Below are 20,401 nucleotides of genomic sequence, written 5' to 3' on the forward strand. Positions count from 1 at the left end.
CCGACGCGTACGGCCGCCGGCGGACCGGCGGCCGTACGGGGGAGGGCTTCGCGGAGGATCAGTGCTGCCCGAAGACCTTCTTGCCGGAACCGAGGTCCAGGAAGACCGTCTCGCCGGTGGCGTCGGCCAGGGCGTCGTTGTCGGTCACGGCGTAGACGTGGCCGTCACCGCCCACGGTGAGCCCCTCGAGCTTCTCCTGGGTCCACCCGTTCGTCGCCCGGAGGTCGGGCAGCACGTCGTGGGCGAGCTTCTTGGGCAGCACCTGGAGCGGGCCCGACGGGGCGGCGGACTTCGGCATGTCGACCGTGTACACGCGCTTGATCTTCGCGGCCGGGCCGTTCAGCTTGTCCCGCTCGATCAGGGCGAGCTTGTCGCCGACCGCCGTGATCTCGGACAGGCCGATCCAGTCGCCCGGGGTGTCCGTGGTGCCGATCCGGTAGCCGAACCAGCTCCAGGTGCTCGACTGGACGTCGTAGCGGCCGATCCGGACGACCCCGGCCGGGTCGCCCTTGACCTCACGCTGCAGTGTGGCCCACACGACCTCGCGGCCGCCCCGGTCGGTGGTGGCGGTGACGCCCTCGAAGCCCTGTTTCGCCAGGCCCGCGGCGACGTCCGCCGGGAGCGTGACGACCTGGCGGGTCACTCCGTCGCGGTCGAGCCGGACCAGCTTGTTGCCGTCGCCGGTCGCACCCTCGACGGCGAGCCAGAAGCCGCCCTGGGGACGGGCGTGGATGCCCTCGGCGTCGTAGCCGACCGGCTTGCCGTCGGTGTCCTTGACGGTCAGGGCCCGGGTGATGACCCCCGGCTTCCGCGAGGTGTCGATGGTCATGATCTTGGTGACGGAGTACGCCGCGTCGGTGACCGTGTACAGCTCGTGCGGACGGCCGGGGACGGCGGACAGCGCGCCGAGCGCGCCCCAGCCGATCGGCGCGCCGGTGGAGTCCGGGGCCGAGACGACGCCGGGGAAGGACGGGGTGCCCTTGCCCAGCTGGAACAGGCTCACCGAGGCCCGCACGTTGACCGAGGCGTCGTCCTCCTCGCTGGAGACCGCGAGCAGGTCGCGCGACGGGATCGGCAGCAGTCCCTCGGGGCCGTTGGTGGTGGCCAGCATCTGGCGGAAGACCGGGGCGGTCGGCCGGCTGACGTCGTAGACGGCGACGAAGTTGCTGCGCTCGGAGCCGACGAAGGCGTACCGCACGCCGTGGAAGGTGGCGACGACCACGCCCTCCGGCTCGGTGCCCTTCTTGCCCGCGCGGTCCTCGTTGTGCAGGCCGTAGCGGACGGCGAGGCGCTCGAAGCTGTCGCCCGCGTCCCACACGACCTTGCCGGTGCGGCTGTCGAAGACGGTCCAGCCGCGCGTGCCGCCCTTCCAGTCGCCCTCGTTGGCGGTGGCGAAGTAGCGGTCGTCGATCCAGTTGACGGCGTCGGGCTCGCGCCGCACGTCGGTGATCGAGCCGGTCTGGTCGATGACGCCGTCCTTGACGGTGTCGATGCCGTGCACGGTGGCGGTGCCGGCGCTGAAGGCCTTGGTGATCAGGCCCGTCGGCAGGTCGATGAGGACGATGCCGTTGTTCTCCTGCAGCGTCAGCGCGAGCTGGTTGCGGCCGTTGACGGCGACGTACTCCGGCTCCGGGTCGGTGGGCTCCACGATCCCGGCGGCGGTCAGCGCGGGCAGCGCGCCGCCGTCGGGCCGGGTCAGCGGTACGGCCCGGGTGCGCCAGTGCTGCGGCGAGGTGCCCTTGAGGTCGACGATCTGCACGAAGCCGGCCGGGGCCTGGGGCAGGTCGCCCTCCTCGCCGCCGGGCGGGGTCGCCTCCTCGTCGCGCTCGTTCTCGATCGCGATCGCGGCGTACCGCTTGTCCTTGGTGATGGTGATGGAGTCCGGCTGGCCGCCCAGGTCGATGCTGGTGACCCGCTTGCGGTCGCGCAGGGATATGACGTCGAGACGTCCGGAGGGGGTGGAGTAGCCGCTGCTGGTGTTGACCACGACCAGCACGTACTGCCCGACCACGGCCACGGAGGTGGGCTCGTCCTCGGCGTCGCCGAGCCCGGCCAGCGACAGGGTGCCGAGGCCGCGCGGACTGCCCGGCTCGCTGATGTCGAGGAAGCCGATCCGGCGCGCGAGGGCGTCGGTGTAGACCAGGGTGCGGCCGTCCTCGCTGACCGCCGAGATCTCGGCGACGGTCGCCGTGGCCGGGTCCTCGCCCGCCGGGCGGTTCTGGAAGACCGGGTAGGTGGCGGTGCGCTGGAAGGCCGGCGTCACGTTCGGGTGGTGGGCACTTGCAGGGCTCGCGGCCACCAGCGTGCCGGCAGCGACAGCCGCGGTCGTGAGCGCGGCGTAGGTTCTCTTGGGGAGCATCGTCTCTCCGTTGCGCTACGGTCGGAATGCCGATCATCTCGCCGCCGGACCAGCGCAATCGGGCGCGCAGATGAACGGACGACGAAGATCGTCCGGACACAGTGACCGGAACGCCCCGGTCCGTACGGGTGCGGGTACGGGGCCGGCCCCGCTGCAGCGCGATCCGCAGGGTGATGACGCGCCGTCAGGTCCGGTCGCACGCCGGTGCGGTGGGAGCCGCGGCGGTGGTGGCACGCGGTGACATCGGCCGCAGAACGGGACCGGCTCGCATCGTACGGCGGACCGGTCCTCCGTTCCGGGCGTGGCGTCCGATGCCGCGCGAGAGGGCGTGAAGCTGTCCGGGAGGCGGTCTGGCCTGGTCCGTGGCGCTGTGCTTCCCTGGGAGGGACACTTCAGCAGTCAGCACGGGGGAGCCGGCGGTGACACCCGAGGGCTCCAGCCACGTCCGATCACGCACGCGTCGGCAGGGTCGAGCCACCGTGGGCGGCAAGGGGTACCGGGGGCATTGGTCGATGGAAACGGCACCACGTGACGCGCACGGCGATGTCATGCACCTGCGCATCGAGCCGGAGCGCCTCCGCGCGCTCCCACCGAGCGCATTGGTGGAATCGCTGCTCCGCGTCGCGGAGGACCGGTCGGAGCAGGTTCCCGACCCGCACACCGGATTCGATTCCTCGTTGTGACCCCGGGACGGGGGTGAGGGCCCGGCGGGAGGTCGGTGATGGAGGGGACGCGGCCCATCCACGAGTTCGTGGTGAAGGTGCACGGCCTGTGCAACCTCGCCTGCTCGTACTGCTACGTCTACGAACTCCGCGACAGCAGTTGGCAGCGCAAGCCCGCCGTGCTCTCGCGTGCCCTCGCCGAGCGCCTGGCCACACGGATAGCCGAGCACGCCGAGCGTCACCGGCTGCCGTCCGTCCGGGTCGTCCTGCACGGCGGTGAGCCCCTGCTGGCGGGACGGCGACGGGTCGAGCACCTGCTGCAATCGGTGCGCGAGGCGGCGCACGGAATCACGTCCGTGGAATTTGCCGCACAGACCAACGGGACGCTGCTGAACCCTGGTTGGATGGACCTGTTCCGCCGCTACGGTGTGCGCGTGGGGGTGAGCCTCGACGGAGGCAGGGACGCCAGCGACCGCCACCGGCGCACACGTGGGGGGCAGAGCAGCCACGTTGCTGCCGAGAGGGGGATCGGGCTGTTGCGGCGCGCGGAGAACGCCGGCTTATACGGCGGCCTGCTGTGTACGGTCGACCTCGCCAATGAACCCCTCGGCGTCTACGAGTCGCTGCTGAGCCACCGGCCCCCGGTCATCGACCTGCTGCTCCCGCACGCGACCTGGGAGTTCCCGCCGCCGGGCCACGACCCCGCGACGGCCCCCTACGGCCGGTGGCTGCTCGCGGTCTTCGACCGCTGGTACGCGGCGCCGGTCCGTGAGACCCGGATCCGGATGTTCGAGACGATCATGGATCTGGTGCTCGGCGGCAGGGCGACGGCCGAGGCCGTCGGGCTCGACCGCCCGCCGTTCGTGGTCGTCGACACCGATGGGTCGATCGAACAGCCGGACTCGCTCAAGGCGGCGTACGAGGGCGCCACCGCCATGGGCCTGGACATCGGTGCGGACGACTTCGACACCGCCGCCGACCATCCGCTGCTGCGGGAGCAGGGCCGCGGGCTGAGCTCCCTCTCCCCGCAGTGCCGGGCCTGCGACGTGGTGCGGCTGTGCGGGGGCGGGCTGCGGGCGCACCGCTACCGCCCCTCGAACGGGTTCGCCAATCCGAGCGTCTACTGCGCCGATCTGAAACTGCTGACCGAGCACATCAGGGACCGGGTGACCGCCGACGTCCGCGCTCTGATCGGAGGGGCGTCATGAGCGCCCCTCCACCGTCCGCCGGGATGGCCGAACGGTCCATGGCGGGTACCCGTCCGGATGAACCTCCGGCGCACCGCGCCGGTGGTCGCGCGCCCCGCCGCCCCCGCGGCCGGCCGGGCCGCCCGCCGGGTGCGTTCCCCTTGTCCCCGCAGCGCACGGGCACGCCGAGCAGGCTCCCCGACGGACGGTGCGGAAAGCCTGATCAGGAAGGGGTGACGGTCCCGATGCGCGCCCGTCTGCGGTGCCCGGATGTGGTATTTATCCGCTATTGCTCGAATAGTGATGCCTACGGCGAGCCGTTGGCCCCTATCGAGTCGTCCCCGCTGCCGCGCTCGTTGCGGGGCGTCCCGACACGCGCGACGGAGTCACCATGAGCCGGTTCTACATGAGCCATATCCGCGGGGTCGACGACGAGTGGACGGCGACCTTATTCCGGGACCTCCGCAACGCGGTCGCCGCCCGGACCGGTGAGTCGCCCGAGTCGGTCGGGGTGTGCGGCACACCCCGGTCACCCGAGGCCACGGTGGAGCGCATGCGCGGTGCGACCACCATGGTGGCGCTGTACGCACCGGCGTATTTCGGCCAGTCCTACTGCGCCACCGAATGGTCCTACTTCGAGCACCGGGCCGAGGTGCTGTGGTCCCGGACGGGACGCAGCGCGGACGCCATCATCCCGGTGGTCTGGGCGCCGGCCACCGAGCCGCTGCCGCCCGTCGTCCGGCGGAAGGGTCCGCTGACCGCCGACTCGACCGCCTACGCCCGTGAAGGACTGCTCCACCTCCTGCGCCTGAAGGCCCGGTACGCCGAGGACTACCGGCTCGTGGTGGCGGCCCTCGCGGACCGGGTGGCGGCCGCCCTCGGGCAGCACCTCCCGGACGCCGCCGGTTTCGACGCCACCGGCAGGCGGCAGGGCGCACCGCCGCTCCCGCCGTACCCGGGACACCAGACGGTGAGCTTCGTCGTGGCCGCCGCGGCCGCCGACGACCTGCCGGGCGAGCGGACCGCCCGCGAGTACTACGGCACCACGCCCGTCGACTGGTCCCCGTACGCACCCGGGCGGCCCGGTGAGCTGGCCTCCCTGCTCTGCGACACGGCGGCGGAACTGGACCTCGCCCCCGACGTCCTGGCGCTCGAGGAGAGCACCGTGGAACAGGTGGGCTCAGGACCGCGGCCGGAGGAACTGGTCGTCCTGCTGGTCGACGCCTGGGCGGCCAAGGCGGAGCGGCAGCAGCGCCTGCTGACCTCGCTCGACGCGGCCGTGCCCGAGGGCACCGCCGTGCTGGAACCGCGCAACCAGGACGACACCCAGTCGTGGCAGCACGCCGAGGACCTGGACGCCGCCCTCGACGAGGTGCTGCCCACGCTGCGCGGCCAGGCCACGGAACTGGAGCGCTGGGGACTGCCCGACGAGGAGAAGTTCACCGCGGCGCTCCGCAAGGCCCTGGTCCGCGCCCAGAACGACGCCATGAAGTCCGCACAGGTCGCTCAGCGCCTGCCCACGCCCACAGGTGGCCTCGACTCGTTCCCCCTGCTCGGAAGGTCTTCCTCATGACGCACGACTCGGGCGGTCCCGGCGCCCAGGGGCCCGGCACCGTAGTGACGTTCTACTCGTTCAAGGGCGGTACGGGCCGCACCATGGCCATGGCGAACGTCGCCTGGATCCTGGCCACGAACGGCAAACGGGTCCTGGTCATGGACTGGGACCTGGAGGCGCCGGGTCTGCACCGTTACTTCGCCCCCTTCCTGCGGGACCCCGAACTGAGCTCCACGCCGGGCGTGATCGACCTCGTCCGCGAATTCGAGCGGATGAGCCCGCACCTGACGGACGGCCTGCGGACGTACGCACGCGTCGACCGTCACGCGCACTCGCTGGAGTGCTCCTTCCCCGGCGGCGGCTTCATCGAGTTCGTCTCCTCGGGCCGCCGCACCCCGGAGTACTCCGAGAACGTCAACACCTACGACTGGCGCGGCTTCTACGAGAACCGGAACGGGAAGGCGTTCCTGCACGCCCTGCGCGAGGACATGCAGGCGGGCTACGACTACGCGCTGATCGACAGCCGTACGGGCTTCAGCGACACCTCGGGCATCACCACACTCCTGCTGCCCGACGTCCTCGTGAACTGCTTCACCTTCAACGTCCAGTCGGTCGACGGCGGCGCGAACGTCGCGCGCGACGTCCGCAGGTTCGCCCCCCACGTGACGATCCTGCCGGTCCCGATGCGCGTCGACCCCGCCGAGCAGGACCGGCTCGACACCGCCCGGCAGCACGCGCGCAGCCGCTTCCAGGAGTTCCTCGACGAATCCGCGCACCCGGACCCGGACCGGTACTGGGGTGACATCGAGATCCCCTACCGCCCCTACTACGCCTACGAAGAGGTCCTGGCGACCCTGAAGGACCCGATCCGCAACCAGGGCACGCTGCTCGCCGCCTACGAACGCCTCACGTCCGTCATCACGCGCGGCGAGGTGACCGCGATCGGGCACATGGCGGAGGAGCAGCGGGCGTCCCTGGTCAAGCGGTTCGACCGGGTGCCCGTGGCCGGAGCGGCCACCCCGCGGGTCCGCATCGACCACGCCCTGCGCGACCGGCTGTGGGCCGAGTGGATCGCCGACCAGCTCAAGGCGGCGGGCGTGGCGGTGACACTGCGCCCCAGCAGCGCCACCGCGCTGGCGCCCGTCCCCGCGACCGCCGCGGACACCGTCCTGGCGCTGCTGTCACCGGACTTCGTGAACACCAACGTCGCCGAGGAACTGGTCACCCTGGTCGAGGCCGCCGACCGTCGCGGCGACGGTCCGCGGATCCTGGGCCTGCGGACCCGCGAGTTCCAGACCCCGACGGCGCTGGCGAGCCTCCCCGGGTTCTCCCTGGTCGGGATGACGGCCGCGACGGCGCTGGAGCGGGTGACCGCGCTCATCGGGGTGCCGGCCCTCAACGAGCCCGTGGCGGGCCGCACCCGGTACCCGGGCGAAGCCCCCTCGACGTTCAAGGCCCCGCCCCGGTACAACCTGTTCACCGGCCGGGACCAGGAGCTGGACAAGTTCTGGGACGACCTCGGCCAGGACTCCCTGGACGACGTGCACACGCCGGCTGACCGCCTTTTCCTCTACGGGCTCGGCGGCATGGGCAAGACGCAGATCGCCCTGGAGTACGTCCACCGCTTCGGTGCCCAGTACGACCTGGTGCACTGGATCCCGGCGGAGCAGACCGACCTGATCCCGCAGAGCCTGGCGAACCTGGGCGTCCAGCTGGGCGTCCAGGGCGAGACCGCCGAGGACCTGGCCATGGCGACCCTGGCCGAGCTGGAGAGCGGCAGGCGGGGCAAGTGGCTGCTGGTCTACGACAACGCGGCGAACGACGAGGAGACCCGCCAGAGCGGCCGCCGGCTCGAGGACTACCTGCCCTCCAACGGGCCGGGGCACGTCATCATCACCGCACGGGAGTCCGACAGCGGCCCCGCCACCGTCGAAGTGGGCGTCTTCCGGCGGGCGGAGAGCGTCGCGCTGCTCCGGCGCCGCGTGGAGAACCTGACCCGTCAGGACGCGGACCGGATCGCCGAGGAACTCGGCGACCTGCCCATGGCCGTGGAACTCGCCGCGGCGTGGCTCCGGGAAACCGGGATGCCGGTGGACACCTACCTGGAACAGGTGCGCAGCCGCGTCGGTGAAGTGCTGAGCGCCGGCCCCGCGGGGGAGTTCGAGCGGCAGACCCAACTGCCCGCCGTCTGGCGGCTGTCCGTGGAGCGGCTGCGCGCGGAGCGGCCCGCGGCGGTCCGCCTGCTGGAACTGTGCTCGTTCTTCTCACCCGAGCCGATCGCGGACTCGCTGCTCTACAGCGACGGCATGCGGAACGAGCTGGCCCAGTCCGACTCCGCGCTCCGCGACCCGATGATCATGGGCTACCTCATCCGCGATCTGAGCAGGTACGCCCTCGCCCGCCTGGAGGGACGCTCGCTGCAGGTGCACCGGCTCCTGCAGGCCCTCGTCCGCGAGTGGATGGCGGTGGACCCCGACGCCCTGGCGCGTACCCGGAGCCAGGCCCACCTCGTGCTGGCCAGCGCGCTCCCCTCGCCCTCGCAGGGGGAGGACCACCCTGCGTCGCTCCAGCGTTTCGCGGAGCTCCGCCCGCACCTCGAACCGTCCGGAGCCATCGAGAGCGTCGACCCGCAGGTCGGCGAGTGGGTGGTGAGCCAGGTCCGCAACCTGTGGCTGGTCAAGGACCACCTGGCGGCGATCGGTCTGGGGCGCCGGGCCCTGGACGCGTGGACCGCGAACCGTGGTGCCGACGACCCGCTCACCCTGCGCCTGGCGGCTCAGCTGGCCAACCCACTCCGTTCGATGGGCCGTTACGCCGAGGCCTTCGAACTGGACTCGGACACCCTGCGCAGGCAGCGTGAGCACCCGGCGCTGGGCCTCGCCCACCCGCACACCCTCATCACCGCCCGCAACGTCGGCGCCGACCTGAACGGTCTGGGCCGCTACGCGGAGGCCTGCGAGTCCGACGCGGACACCCTGGACCGGTACCGCCGGTCGGTGGGGAACGACCACCCGGACACGCTCCGCGCCATCAACAACTACGGCGTGTCGCTGAACCTCATCGGACGCCCCCGTGAGGCACTGGCACTCGCCGAGGAGGCCTACCAGACGGCCCGTCAGGTGCTGGGGGTCAGGAGCCCCGCCTGCTCGCGCTACGCGCTCGGTGCCGCGCTGGACCGCCGGGAGATGGGCGACTACCAGGGCTCGCTCGAACTGCTGCTGGAGACCAGGCAGCACTACGTCGCCCTGTCCGGGGAGCACTCTCCCGAGGTGATGCGCACCGACGCCTCGCTCTCCGTCACCCGTCGCCGGCTCGGCGAGTTCCGGGCGGCGGAGGCCCTGTCCCGCACGACGTACGACCAGTACCGGCGCCGGTACGGCGAGCGGCACCCGGAGACGCTGGCCTGCGCGGCGAACCTCAGTTGCGACCTGCTCGCGCTGGCCGGCACGCAGAGCGACCCGTCCTTCGACGAGGGCCGGGAGATCGCCGAACGGAACCACGCGAACTACCACACGACGCTGGGCGCCGAGCACCCGTTCACGCTCGCCGCGGCCACCAACCTGATCATCGCCCGCAGGCTGGGCGGCGAACCGCTGGCCGCCCTCGACCTGGGCCGCCCGACGCTCGCCGCGCTCGAACGGCGCGTGAGCGGCGGCCATCCGGCGGCGGTCGCCTGCCGGGCCGACGTGGCGGGGGTCCTCGCCCAGATGGAGCGGCACGACGAGGCGGTGGCGGAGGACGAGCGCGCGCACCGGGAGTTCCTGTCCCTCTTCGGCGACCGGCACCCCCGCGTGCTCTGCGGTGAGTACAACCTCGCGGTCGACCGGATGCGCGTCGGCGACCCCGGAGCGGAGGACCGGGTGCGGGAGATCACGCGCCGGTCCGCCGCCCGGTTCGGGGACACGCATCCCACGACCGTCGCCATGAGGGAACAGCGGCGCATCGACTTCGAGTTGGAGATGCCGCCGATCTGACCCGGCGGCCGGACCGCCGCCACGACGAGCCGCTCCCGGATCCCGGGGGCGGCTCGTCGTCAGTTGCGGCCCGCGTAGCGGCGCACGAAGGTGCGTATGGTGCGGTTCATCTCCTCCTCGTGCGGGCGGGGCAGCCCCTGCAGCCGCGGCAGCGGGTCGGGCGCGGTGCCGACCAGGTCGCCGTCCACCACGAAGAGGAAGAGCACACCCGCCGGGAACTCCTCGCCGAGCCGCGCCACGAGGTCGGGGTCCGGGGGATGCGGCACGATCACCACCACCGGGCCGAAGTCGTGCTCGTGCTGCAGCAGGGTCTCCAGGTCGTGGACGTCGACCTCGGTCAGGTGGTCCCGGACGCCGGCGATGAGGCTCTCCGCGACGCCGGAACCCACGTCGATGGGCACGACGAAGTGGTCCCAGGCCACGGGCTGTCCGCTGGCGCGGTGGACGAAGCGCCGGGCCGTCTCGGTGGAGTGTGCGGGCAGCACCGCGGCCCGCGGGGCGGCCGGGGCCGTGAGCACCTCGTTGATGCGCCGGGAGTCCGATGCGGGGACCCGGGCATGGGTGACGCTGAGTTCGATCACCTCGCGCGATCCGGAGGTCGCCTGGAGCGGCAGGAGTTCGGTGAGGGCCGCGCGCAGCGGATCGTCCTGGGGCTCACTGCGGCGTTCCGTGAGCAGCCCCTCGGCGACGCGGTGGTGCATCAGGGGCAGCAGGATCTCCCGCGAGACACCGAGCCGGTCCCCGGCACGGCTCAGGACGGGCCCGTCGACCTCGCGCAGGTGCTGGACGACCCGCTGGTGCACCCGGTCCTCGTTGACCTGGGCCCGCATCAGCTCCAGTTGGGGAGTGATGTCCCTGACGACGTCGGCGAGGTCCCCGTCGACGGGCCAGTCGATGTTCTGCCGCCGGGTGGGACTGAGCGAACCGAGCCTGCTGGCCTCCAGGCCCTCCCGGTCGACCTCGGGGAGCAGTACGAGGATGATCGGGAAGCCGTCGTGCCGGTTGCGCAGCTCCGCCATGGCCAGCTCGTTCTGGACGTGCGGTGACTCGACGGCGTGCGGCGATGCGAGCAGCACCATGCCGTGGGCGTTGCCCATGCCGTCGGAGATGGCCTCCATCCAGTCCTGGCCCGGCACCAGGGTCTGCCTGTCGATCACGATCGGTTCGCAGCCGGCGGCCTCGAGGAGGCCGATCACCGATCTCCTGGCCGGCCAGCAGGTGCAGGTGCAGCCGGGCGGTTCGCTGCGGCTGAGGAAGACCAACGGGCGCGAGGACGTCCCGTTCATGCGCCCGGCCGCCATCCGGGGTCGGTGCTCTCCCACAGGCTCAGCCAGTGGGTCGCACCGGGGGCCACGGTGATCGCGTACCCGCCGGCCGACGGGCGTACGGTGAGCGGCCACGGCTCCCCCGCGGCGGCACCGAGCGTCGCGATCCCGACCAGCTCGGGCCCGTCGGGCGGCGCCGGTACGGTGACCGCGACCGGCGCGTCGCCGGCGTTGCCCAGGCACAGGACGGCCTCGCTGCCGTGGCGCCGCCACAACGCCGTCACCCCTGGCAGCGGTTCGGGCAGCGCCGCGTCGACGGAGCCGTGGACCAGGGCCTGCTGCCGTGCCCGGACGGAGAGCAGGACGCGCAGCGCCTCCGCCCGGTGCCCCGTGGCCGTCAGCAGACCGGCGGGGACCTCGTGGCAGCCGGGCAGGGCCAGCAGGACCCCCGGATCGGCCGGCGGCCGCTCCGGGAGCACCCAGGCCGTGCCCGGCGGGACCGTCCAGGCCCCGGGTCGCGGGAGCGGCGGAGGGCCCACGGTCAGATGGACGGCGCTTCGCGGGGCCGCTTCCTCCGGCCCGCCGGTGGGCGACGTTCCGGCGGTGCCGATCAGGCCCGCGCCGGTGTAGGCGTCCGTCAGGTGCCGCAGGTCGTCCAGCAGGTGGGCGGGCCAGGCCGCCAGGTCCTCCAGCAGCAGTGCGTCGACGTGGGCGTCGAGGAGACGTCGCGCGTCGAGCAGGACGTCGGCGGGCGCGGCTTCCGGTGGGGGCGCGGGAAGGCCGGCGACGACGCGCAGTCCGGCCTCCCCGGCCCGTTCGACCACGAGGTCCGTGCGACGGGAGTCCTGCGGGTGCGGCCCGGAGAGCCGGATGTGACCGATGCCGCAGCGGCGGGCGGCACGCAGCACGTCCTCGGGCGGTGCCTCCGGTCCGGGGCCGGGAAGCGCGACGCCGACCGACGCGCGCAGCCAGGTGGGCCCCGGCCCCGGCGCCTGCGACGCGGAAGCGGTCGTGGCGGCGGGGTGGGGCAGGACGAGGTGCACCCTGCCGTCCTCGGACCGTATCTCGACCGGGCCGCCGGTTCCGGTGAGCATCAGGCGGCCCCGGCCGGCCGCGAACACCTCGCGCACCTGGAACGGCAGCCGGGCGCCGGGGAGCGGCGCGGAGCCGGGGTCCTCCGGGTCGCCGGCCGCGGGACGGCGCAGCCGCAGCAGGTGGCGTCCCCCGTCCGCGGCGACCACCGTGGCGTCGGAGGAGGAGACGGCCAGTGAGGTGGCCGGCCGGGGCAGCCGGCCGAGCGGCACCGGATCGCGCGCGTCGTCCTCCGGGCTCCGGGCCAGCCACACCCGGCCGTCCTCGGTGGCCCAGACGACGTCCCCGGTCAGCGGGTCGCCCGCGAGCGCGGTCACCGGGGACCCCCCGGTGGCGAACCGGCGGGAGACCATGCCGTTCCCGGGAGCGGCGTGACGTGCCACGACCCTTCCCTCGGCGTCCGCGACCGCGATCAGGGCCGCCGAGACCGAGGTCCACAGGTGGGTGACGTCGGCGGGGTGATCGAGGGTCAGCACCACGCGCCGCGGATCGCCGTCGTCCAGCAGGTGCACCTTCCGGCCCTCCGCCACGCACAGGACGGCCGGACCGCTGCCCGGCCCGCCCGGCGCCGCCCAGCCCAGTGCCGTCGGCGCCGGGGACCACGGATGGGCGGTCACCTCGCCCGAGGCGTCGAGGGCCGCTCCGACCACCTGGAGCCCGGAGCCCCCGGCCGCGGCCGCCCTCGGCGGCCCCGCGTCGGCGACCGCGAGCAGGTCGGGGGGCACCGGGAGGTCCGCGACCAGCACCCGTCCGGCCGCGTCGACCCGGATCTCGGTACGGCCCGCCGCGCTGACCGCGAGCGCTCCGTGCTCCCCGGCCCAGACGCAGCGCACCACGTCCCCCAGTTCGGCCCGGGCGCCGTCCAGGCTGCCGTCGAGCCGGGCCGCGGCCACCACGTCCAGGGGCGCGGCGGCCCGTCTGCGGTCGTGCAGGTCCAGTTCGTGCCAGGCCGCTCCGGGGAGGGCGGCGCGCAGGCGCAGCCTGACCCGGGCGGCCCCGCTCACCTGGCACACCTGGGCGTCGCGTTCCGGAGGTCTGGTCAGCACGATGCCGCCGGGCTCGGCCCGGATCCCGACGTCGACGTCACGGTGGACCATCCGGCGGACGGCCGTCACCTCCTCAGGGAGCAGGCCCGCCGCGGCGGGCGTCAGCTCCAGGCCCAGGCGCTCGGCCGCGGCGATGCGCAGGCGCCTCGCGGGTGCCGAGTCCCGTACGGCGTCGGGCAGTCGGGGCAGGTGACGGATCGCCCACCGGCCGGCCTCCAGCGCCTCGGGGCCGTCGGAGAGCACCTGGGCGAGGAAGGGTTCGAGCTCCCGCCGGATGTCGCCCTCCGCCGGCACCGCCTGCGCCGTGCCGGCCCACAGGAGGGTCTCGAAGGTGCGCACCGCCAGCGGCGCGTCGTGGTGGGCGCGTTCGGTGAAGCTGCGGACGGAGGCCAGCAGGGCGCGGTCGTTGGTGGCGAGGTCCCGGCGCAGGACCGCGGCCACCGCGGGGTCGAGCACCATGGTCAGGCCGCCTGCGGCCTCGACCAGGGGCGAGAACCACAGCTGGGCCTCCAGCCCGGCGCTGCTGCGCGGCACGAACCGCAGGCGCGCGGCACGCACGACGTACGGTTCGGCCTGCGCCGCCAGGCTCAGCGACTGGGCCAGCCGGACCACGTCCGGTTCCTCCTGGCGCTGTTCGTGGATCAGCCTGGCCGCGGAGGTCCGTCCGCCGGCCGCCGTCACCATGCCTGCCTCCGGCGGCGCAGCCGTCTGATCTGGGAGCGCGCCGACCACACCGAGGTACGGCGGTCCAGCGGGACGAGGGCCACCAACCGGCGGACGGCGGGCGGGTAGACGTCCGGACTGAACGGGGTCAGGCAGGTCACCGGGTGGCCGGCGTGCTTCAGCCGGCCGAGGAAGGCCAGCCAGTCGGCCGGTGACGCCTGGTTGCGCACCGCCACCGGAGGGCGCAGCCGGCCGAGGTCGGACACGAGCAGCACCGGAGTGCCGGGTGCCGGGCGGACCGCCGCACCCCAGGTGCGGCCGCCGTCCGCGCTGGCGCCCTGGGGCAGCCGGAAGTCGAGTATCCGCAGCTGGTCGGGGGCGAGTACCTGCCGCGCCAGCCGGGCGACCCACTGGTGGTCGTGGCGGAACGGCCGCATGGAAGGGCTCCGGTCCAGCAGCACGTGCAGCCCCGCCCGGGTGGTGGGGCGGGGCCGGTAGGGGAGGCGAAGGCCGGACGACGGCCTGCCACCCAGGCGCCGGACCATCAGGTCGATCAGCCTGCGGTGGTCCAGCTCCCTGCCGAGTGCCTCGGTGGCCGCCACCGTGAGCATGATCGCCTGCTGGGTGCGCGGATTCCACGGCGGCGACGGCGGCTGCTCGCTGACCTCCCCGCGGTCGGCGAAGAGCGGCTCCTCGGGACCCGCCGGCTCACCGGCCGGTCGCCCGGGTCCGGGCGGGGTCCGCGGAGGGGCGAAGGTGATGACCGACCGGCCCGCGGGGTCGGCGCCGGTGGCGGTCCGCGGGGACGGCTCCGGCACGCCGCCGCCGTCCCCGGGCACCGTGCGGCCGACGGGACGGGCCGGCGGCGCGGGTTCGGTGCCCGGCCGGGGTTCCGTCGCCGGGGCGTCCGGTTCCGGGGGCCGGGGTCCGGAGCCGGGCAGACCCATGGCGCGCACCAGGGAGAGGACGCCGGCGGGGTCGGCGATGCCCAGCGCGGCGGCGGCGCGCACGACGTCGCCGGCGTGCACCGGACCGCGGCTCACGCGTAGGCCGTCGGCTCGTAGGTGTCCTTGACCATGGCGAACCGCGCGACGCTGCGCCACAGTTCGGAATCGGCGGTCAGCCCCATCTCGTGGCACGCCCGCAGCGTGTCCAGGTATTCCGCGGTGCTCGCCGCCGCGAGACGTCCCGTACCGGAGCCCTGGGCGAGGAAGAGGTCGGCCACCTCGGCGCCGAGTTCCGGATCGAAGTCCGATCCCATGTGCAGCCGGGCGACCTCCAGCAGGTGGGCGCGCCCGGGGACCTGCAGCCGCAGCGGGATGCAGCGCCGCCGGAACGCGGCCGACAACTCGCGTTCCTCGTTGCTGGTGATGACGACCAGCGGCGGCCCGATCTCGGGGCGCACCGTGACCCGGGAGCGGTCCGGGCCCTCGAAGCGCAGGTTGTCCAGTGGGTCGAGGAGCGCGTTGGGGAGGTCGGGGTCCGCCTTGTCGATCTCGTCGATGAGGACCACGGCGGGACGGTCGCGCAGACCGTCGGGCGCCGCGTCGTCCTGGGCGGGGTCCAGTGCCTTCCACAAGGGGCCGGGCCGGTGGTACGGCTGGTCGCCGGGCGAGCCGAGCTTGCCCCGGGAGGCGTCGTTGAGCTGACGGAACGCCTCCTCGCGCCAGAGCAGATCGGGTGCCTCCGTGCGGGCGGTGACGACCTCCGCGTAGAAGCGGTAGCGCAGGACGCGTGCCACGTTGGGGGCGAGCGTGGACTTGCCCGAACCGGGCGGGCCGAGGACGAGCAGCGGACGGCGCGTCACCAGCGCGACGTTGACGGCGAGCACCGTGTCCTCGTCGAACAGGTACACCTGGTCGTCCTGACGCCCCGAGGATGCGTCGGCGCCGGTCTCCCCGACGGCGCCGGGCGCCTGCGGGTCGAAGACCTTGGTGTACCGCATGTGCCCCCCGAGAACGTCATGCCACCACACGCTGTGGCGCCACTGTAACGGACCGCGTCGCGGCTGATCTACAGGCCGGGAGGCCCTCCCGGGGGGCCCGGCGGCGCGAGCACGCGCACGTCGGCGCGCCCGACGCGCGGGGCGCGGACGGCGTCGTCTCCGCCCCGCGGAGCGGCGGTCACCAGGTCGATCCTCCGCAGCCAGGGCGCACGCTGAAGCGGGCTCAGGTCCAGGGACGGGAGCCAGGGCGCGATGGTCAGGAACATCACCGGGGAGGCGCCGAGGGAGGTCAGGTCGTGCAGCCGGGGGCAGTTCGACAGGCGCAGCGACCGGAGCGCGGCGCAGCGGCTCAGGTCCGGCACCGCGGTCATCTCCGGGTGGTCCAGGATCACCAGGCTCCGCAGTCCGGGGATCCCGGGCAGCACGGCCTCCAGTTCCCCGAGCGGCCCCTGGCACCAGACCTCGGGCGCGGCGTCCCGCCCCGCGGCCAGGCCCGCGAGTTCCTCCGCGGACCGTACGACGACGGGACCGGTGGCCCGCATCTCCGGCGTCGCCGATGCCGTCAGGCGCCGGCCGGTGGCACCGTGTTCGAGGAGGCCGGGGACGTCCGGGAGCGACTTGCGGACCGCGCTCAGCTCGGCGACCAGGCGGGCGAGCCCGGCGGACCCCGTCCGTTCGAGGTGCTCGGCGAGGATCCGGTCGCCGTCGGGGCCGGGGTGGGTGGCCAGGTGCTCCGCCGCGAGGTACTGGCGTACGGACTCGCCGGCGAAGGCGATCGTCGCGGGAGCCGGCGCGTACAGGATGCCCGCCTCGTCGGCCAGTTGCGACAGCAGCCGGGCGGGGGGAACGCTGCCGGTGAGGCCCGGCGCGCTGAGTCCGTACAGCGCGTCGAGCGCGGTGTCGGCCGGGAGCGGGGCGTCGCCGGACCCGAGCGTGGCGGCGGCCAGGCCGCCGGCCGCCGCCCGCAGGACGCTGTCGCGCACCCTGGTGCGCGCGTTGGCGGCCTCCCGGTCGGGGCGCCAGACGGCGGCCACCGCGGCGCGCAGCAGATCCATGCGGTCCGGCCCGCGGTCTCCGGCGGCCCGGGCCGCGTGCCGGACCGCGACCGCGGCGGACGGCCAGCGCGCGGCGTCGGCGAGCAGCGGGTCGTCGGCCAGGGCCGTGAGCGCGGACCTGCCGCCGGGGGCGCCGGCGAGAGGATCGCCCCCGGCGAGGAGGGCTTCGCGTTCCGCGGGGTCGAGGGGGTCGAGGAGGACCGGGGTGAAGACACCGTCGATCCGGTGCCAGGGCACCGAACTGCCGTTGGCCTCCACCAGGATCACGGCGTCGGGGTAGTGCTCGGCCGTGCGCAGCAGCCATTCCCAGGCCGCGGGGCGCATGTGGACCGGCGCGCGGTCCAGGCCGTGGACGGCCAGCAGCGCGCGCCCGCCGCGCAGTTGCCGGGCGGTCCAGCCCGCGGGCTCCCGGGCGGCCAGCGAGGGGGCGGCCGCCTGGACGATCCCGTCGGGGGAGGGCAGTCCGCCGGTGTCCGCCCGCAGGGTGAACGCCACCTGGCAGCCCCAGGGCGCTCCGCTCGGGCCGGCCGCGACGCGGTCCGCCAGGTGCCCGAGCACGGCGCTGCGCCCGGAACCCGCCGGGCCGACCAGCAACAGCCGCCGGCCCGCGGCCGCCGGCTCCCCGGACGGGGTGTGCCGTCGCGACGGACCGTCCTGCCAGCTCAGTCGCCGGCCCAGTGGGCGCCCGCCGGTGAGTCCGGGCGCGGTGCCGGTCAGCTGGCCGCGGTACAGGCCGGTGAACCGGGTGTCGTCCGAGGTCAGGGCCGGGGGGAGTTCGGCGGGGATGTCCTGCGGGGCGGGGCCGCTTCCGGTGGGGGGAGCGGTGGTGAGCCATCGGGTGAGGTTGCCGAGCACCTCGTCGAGGGCGGCCCGGTGGCGCGCGGCCTGCATCGTCATCAACGCGAGTCCGTGGGTCCGGTACTCGGGCGGCTGCCCCGCCGTGAACGTGTCCGCCTCGGCGACCACCGCCGGCATCCGCTGGAGCACGGGTTCCCAGAGCAGGGGCAGCACGATGCCGCTCTCCGCCGCCCCGCGGGCCCGGTCCAGGCTCGTGCGGTGGGCCAGCATCGCCCAGTCCGCGTCCGCGGGGCCCTCGCTGAAGTAGGCCGGTGAGCACAGGACGAGGACGCGGTCCGCCGTCGCCACCCCGGGCGAGGCCGGGCCCCGGCCGTCGTCGGTGGCCGCCCTGACGAAACGGACCGGGGAGGTGCCCAGCCGCCGGTCCAGGTCGTCCAGGAAGCGCGCCACCCAGGCCTCGTCCCTGCCATGCAGGTAACTCACGGCGTAGGTGTACGTATTCTTCATCCCCCACCCGTCCGAACCGGTACGAACGGGCGCGGTCACGGACGCCCGCACTGGCGTCATCATGGAAGAATCCGCTGACGTCTCGTCATGACCCGTTCCGCAGCACATGTATGACTGGCTATCACTTTATATGTACGACTCATTGATGGGTGGGGTCGACCCCGCGACGCTCTCCCGTCCCGGCCCCCGGCCGGCGCCCTCCCCATCCGCGCCCCCGGGCCTGGGCAAGCGGCAGGAGAACCTGCTGACCGCGGTCCTGCGCGGGATCCCGCTGATGGGACAGGACACCATGGTCCCGTTCGCCGAAGCGGACGTCCGTTCGTGCCTGGCCCGGTTCCGGCCCTCGGAGTACGGAGCCGCCGCCGGGGTGGTCAACCGGGTGCGCCCGGCCCTCCTCGACGCCGTCGTCGGCCGTACGGCCCGGCTGCAGGGGTACGTCCGCGGCCTGCCCGAGGGAGGAGTGGAGCCCCTCCTGGACGTGGTGGGCAAGGCCGCCGTGTACGGACCGCCGGCGCTGCGGGTGGTGTTCGGCGCGTCGGTGCGCATGCCGCTGCGCGCCCTGAGCTACGTGCTGCCCGCCGTGCTCATGGCGGAACGGGTCCAGGCGGTCACGGGCCGGCTGCCGTACCTGCAGGTGCTCTACGTGGGCGAACTGGGCGCGCGGATCAACGCCCTGCCCGCCGCGGTCGTCGCGGAGGAGGGCCGGCTCCTCGCCGAGCACCTGTGCCGCGTCCTGGACCAGGGGCCGATGGCGGGCCACTACGGGCTGTTCGCCGACCTCCCCCTGCCCGCGGGCGAGGATCCGATCGAGGACACCATCGCCCGGCTCGGGGAGGAGCCGCGCGAGGAGATCGCCCGGCGGCTCCAGGGGAAGGGCGGCAGCCTCTCCGACCGGCAGACCCTCGAGTACGCGGCCGCCCACGTGCTGCTGCACGACCTCGGCCGGCTGCCGCTGCGAAGGATCGGCGGCACGACGCCCTCCGGCGCGGAAGCCGTCGGCGTCATCGACATCGGCGGCGTCCAGGAACGTCATTTCCACCGGGTGCGCGCGATCTTCGCCGAGGCGCTCGGGCACGCAGGACCAGGGCCCCTCGTGCTCACCCGGCACTCCGTTCCGCCGTACACGATGTCGCGCGTCGGCGACGTGGGCCTGCGCGACTTCCTGGACGGCGTGCCGTACGACGAGGCCGCGCTCCCCGCGGCCGTACGGCACGACCTGCACCTCCTGCGGGCCGGCAGGGTCCTCGACCGCCTCAGGTGAGCCCGGGCCCGGCTCCGGGACCGGGACCGGGCCCGGCCCCGGCCCCGGTGCCCGCCCGTCGCGGCCGGTTCGCGGGCATCCAGCGCACCGCGAAGTCGACGGCCTCCCGCAGGTCGAGCAACCGGCACCGGAGCCCGCTCACGGTGCCGGTCCTGGTCGTGCCCTCGGCCTCGTACGCCGCGCCCAGGGCCGCGAAGTCCGAGTCGTCCAGGGCCACGTCCTCGTAGCTCCACCAGGAACGCCGCCCGCCCCTGACGACGACGCAGCGGTAGGTGCGCAGGGGCGGCCGGGGCACCCGGTACTCGGCCAGGTGGAACGCGCTGCACACGTCGAACCCGACGCCGAGGAGCAGGACCCGGGCGCGGGCCCGGTAGAGCGCCGCCAAGGGGGACCGCTCGCCGAGGTGGCAGTCGGCCCCGTGCTCCGCCGTGATGGCTTCCCCGGCCGGGCCGTACGCCACGAAGGAGGTCTGCGGATGGGCGCTGCGCACCGCACCCTCCACGGTGCGCAGGGTCTCCGAGAGCACCCCCATCCCGGGCGCGGGCGTGGACGCCGGATCGAAGGGCGGCATCGCGCCCCGTACGGCGGCGGCCTCCCGGGCGTCCAGTCCCGCCACACGCGCCCGGTGGGCGGAGGAGGAGTCGGAGTTCTCGGGTGTGAAACTGGGCGTCACCAGCGTGCCGCGCGGTCCCAGCACCCGCAGCAGCGCGTCGAGCATCGTGCCCGCGCGGGTGCCACCCGCGCCGCGCAGCGAGGCGTGCACCAGGACGACCCCGCCCGCTTCCAGGCCGAGTGCCGTCAGGGATCCCGCCAGAGCCGTCACCTCGGTGGAGCCGACCGTCATCCCGTCCCCCTTCCCCCTCCGTGCCGCAGGACCCACCCGCCCCCCGCCCGGCACGACCGCGCAGTCAGTGTCCCGCCCGGTCCCGGCCGCCCGGTAGGGGGCCGGATCCGGCCCGCCCCCCACGGCGCGGGTTCAGGCGGTCTCGCCGGGCGGCGACGCGACGCGGCCTCCGCGACCTCCAGCCGTGC

11 protein-coding genes are annotated in these 20,401 nt (G+C 74.3%); 4 read left to right on the forward strand and 7 right to left on the reverse strand.

The features are described from left to right. Positions 1-58: 58 nt before the first annotated feature. Positions 59-2,359: an esterase-like activity of phytase family protein gene (locus AC1VWI_RS40310; protein ID WP_499516009.1), complete on the reverse strand. Its 2,301-nt coding sequence runs from the start codon at positions 2,357-2,359 to the stop codon at positions 59-61. Positions 2,360-3,080: 721 nt separating this feature from the next. Here AC1VWI_RS40310 and AC1VWI_RS40315 point away from each other — a divergent pair. The 3 genes from AC1VWI_RS40315 to fxsT all read left to right on the forward strand — a co-directional run bounded on the left by AC1VWI_RS40315 (position 3,081) and on the right by fxsT (position 9,737). Next, the gene (locus AC1VWI_RS40315; RefSeq protein ID WP_499516010.1) at positions 3,081-4,229 is read left to right on the forward strand and encodes an FxsB family cyclophane-forming radical SAM/SPASM peptide maturase; all 1,149 of its coding nucleotides are present in this window, start codon (positions 3,081-3,083) and stop codon (positions 4,227-4,229) included. Between the two features lie 370 nt (positions 4,230-4,599). Beyond that, positions 4,600-5,781 (forward strand): FxsC protein, encoded by a 1,182-nt coding sequence (fsxC, locus tag AC1VWI_RS40320; protein WP_499516011.1) that lies wholly within the window; start codon positions 4,600-4,602, stop codon positions 5,779-5,781. Further along, positions 5,778-9,737 carry an FxSxx-COOH system tetratricopeptide repeat protein gene (gene fxsT, locus AC1VWI_RS40325; protein WP_499516012.1) on the forward strand — a complete coding sequence of 1,320 codons (3,960 nt, stop codon included), beginning with the start codon at positions 5,778-5,780 and terminating at the stop codon, positions 9,735-9,737. The genes fsxC and fxsT overlap by 4 nt, the downstream gene beginning before the upstream one ends. Positions 9,738-9,796: 59 nt before the next feature. On the opposite strand, the gene AC1VWI_RS40330 is transcribed toward fxsT, so the two are convergent. The 5 genes from AC1VWI_RS40330 to AC1VWI_RS40350 form a co-directional block, all read right to left on the reverse strand. Continuing rightward, on the reverse strand, positions 9,797-11,023 hold the full coding sequence (locus tag AC1VWI_RS40330) for a toll/interleukin-1 receptor domain-containing protein (protein WP_499516013.1): 1,227 nt from the start codon (positions 11,021-11,023) through the stop codon (positions 9,797-9,799). Beyond that, entirely contained in the window at positions 11,020-13,824 is a 2,805-nt protein-coding gene (locus tag AC1VWI_RS40335) for a hypothetical protein (protein WP_499516014.1), read from the reverse strand. Before AC1VWI_RS40335 ends, AC1VWI_RS40330 begins: the two co-directional genes overlap by 4 nt. Further along, the gene (locus AC1VWI_RS40340) at positions 13,818-14,846 is read right to left on the reverse strand and encodes a hypothetical protein (RefSeq protein WP_499516015.1); all 1,029 of its coding nucleotides are present in this window, start codon (positions 14,844-14,846) and stop codon (positions 13,818-13,820) included. The genes AC1VWI_RS40335 and AC1VWI_RS40340 overlap by 7 nt, the downstream gene beginning before the upstream one ends. After that, entirely contained in the window at positions 14,843-15,748 is a 906-nt protein-coding gene (locus AC1VWI_RS40345; RefSeq protein WP_499516016.1) for an AAA family ATPase, read from the reverse strand. The genes AC1VWI_RS40340 and AC1VWI_RS40345 overlap by 4 nt, the downstream gene beginning before the upstream one ends. Before the next feature lie 68 nt (positions 15,749-15,816). Further along, positions 15,817-18,084, reverse strand: coding sequence for a large ATP-binding protein (locus tag AC1VWI_RS40350; protein WP_499516017.1), 2,268 nt, complete (start codon positions 18,082-18,084; stop codon positions 15,817-15,819). Positions 18,085-18,253: 169 nt separating this feature from the next. Between AC1VWI_RS40350 and AC1VWI_RS40355 the strand changes: the two genes are divergently transcribed. Continuing rightward, positions 18,254-19,369 (forward strand): hypothetical protein, encoded by a 1,116-nt coding sequence (locus AC1VWI_RS40355; protein WP_499516018.1) that lies wholly within the window; start codon positions 18,254-18,256, stop codon positions 19,367-19,369. Here AC1VWI_RS40355 and AC1VWI_RS40360 read toward each other — a convergent pair. Then, positions 19,362-20,213, reverse strand: a complete 852-nt coding sequence (locus AC1VWI_RS40360) for an AAC(3) family N-acetyltransferase (protein WP_499516019.1) — start codon at positions 20,211-20,213, stop codon at positions 19,362-19,364. The genes AC1VWI_RS40355 and AC1VWI_RS40360 overlap by 8 nt on opposite strands. Between the last annotated feature and the right edge of the window lie 188 nt (positions 20,214-20,401).

The sequence above is a fragment of the Streptomyces sp. TOM-9 genome, assembly GCF_056858595.1.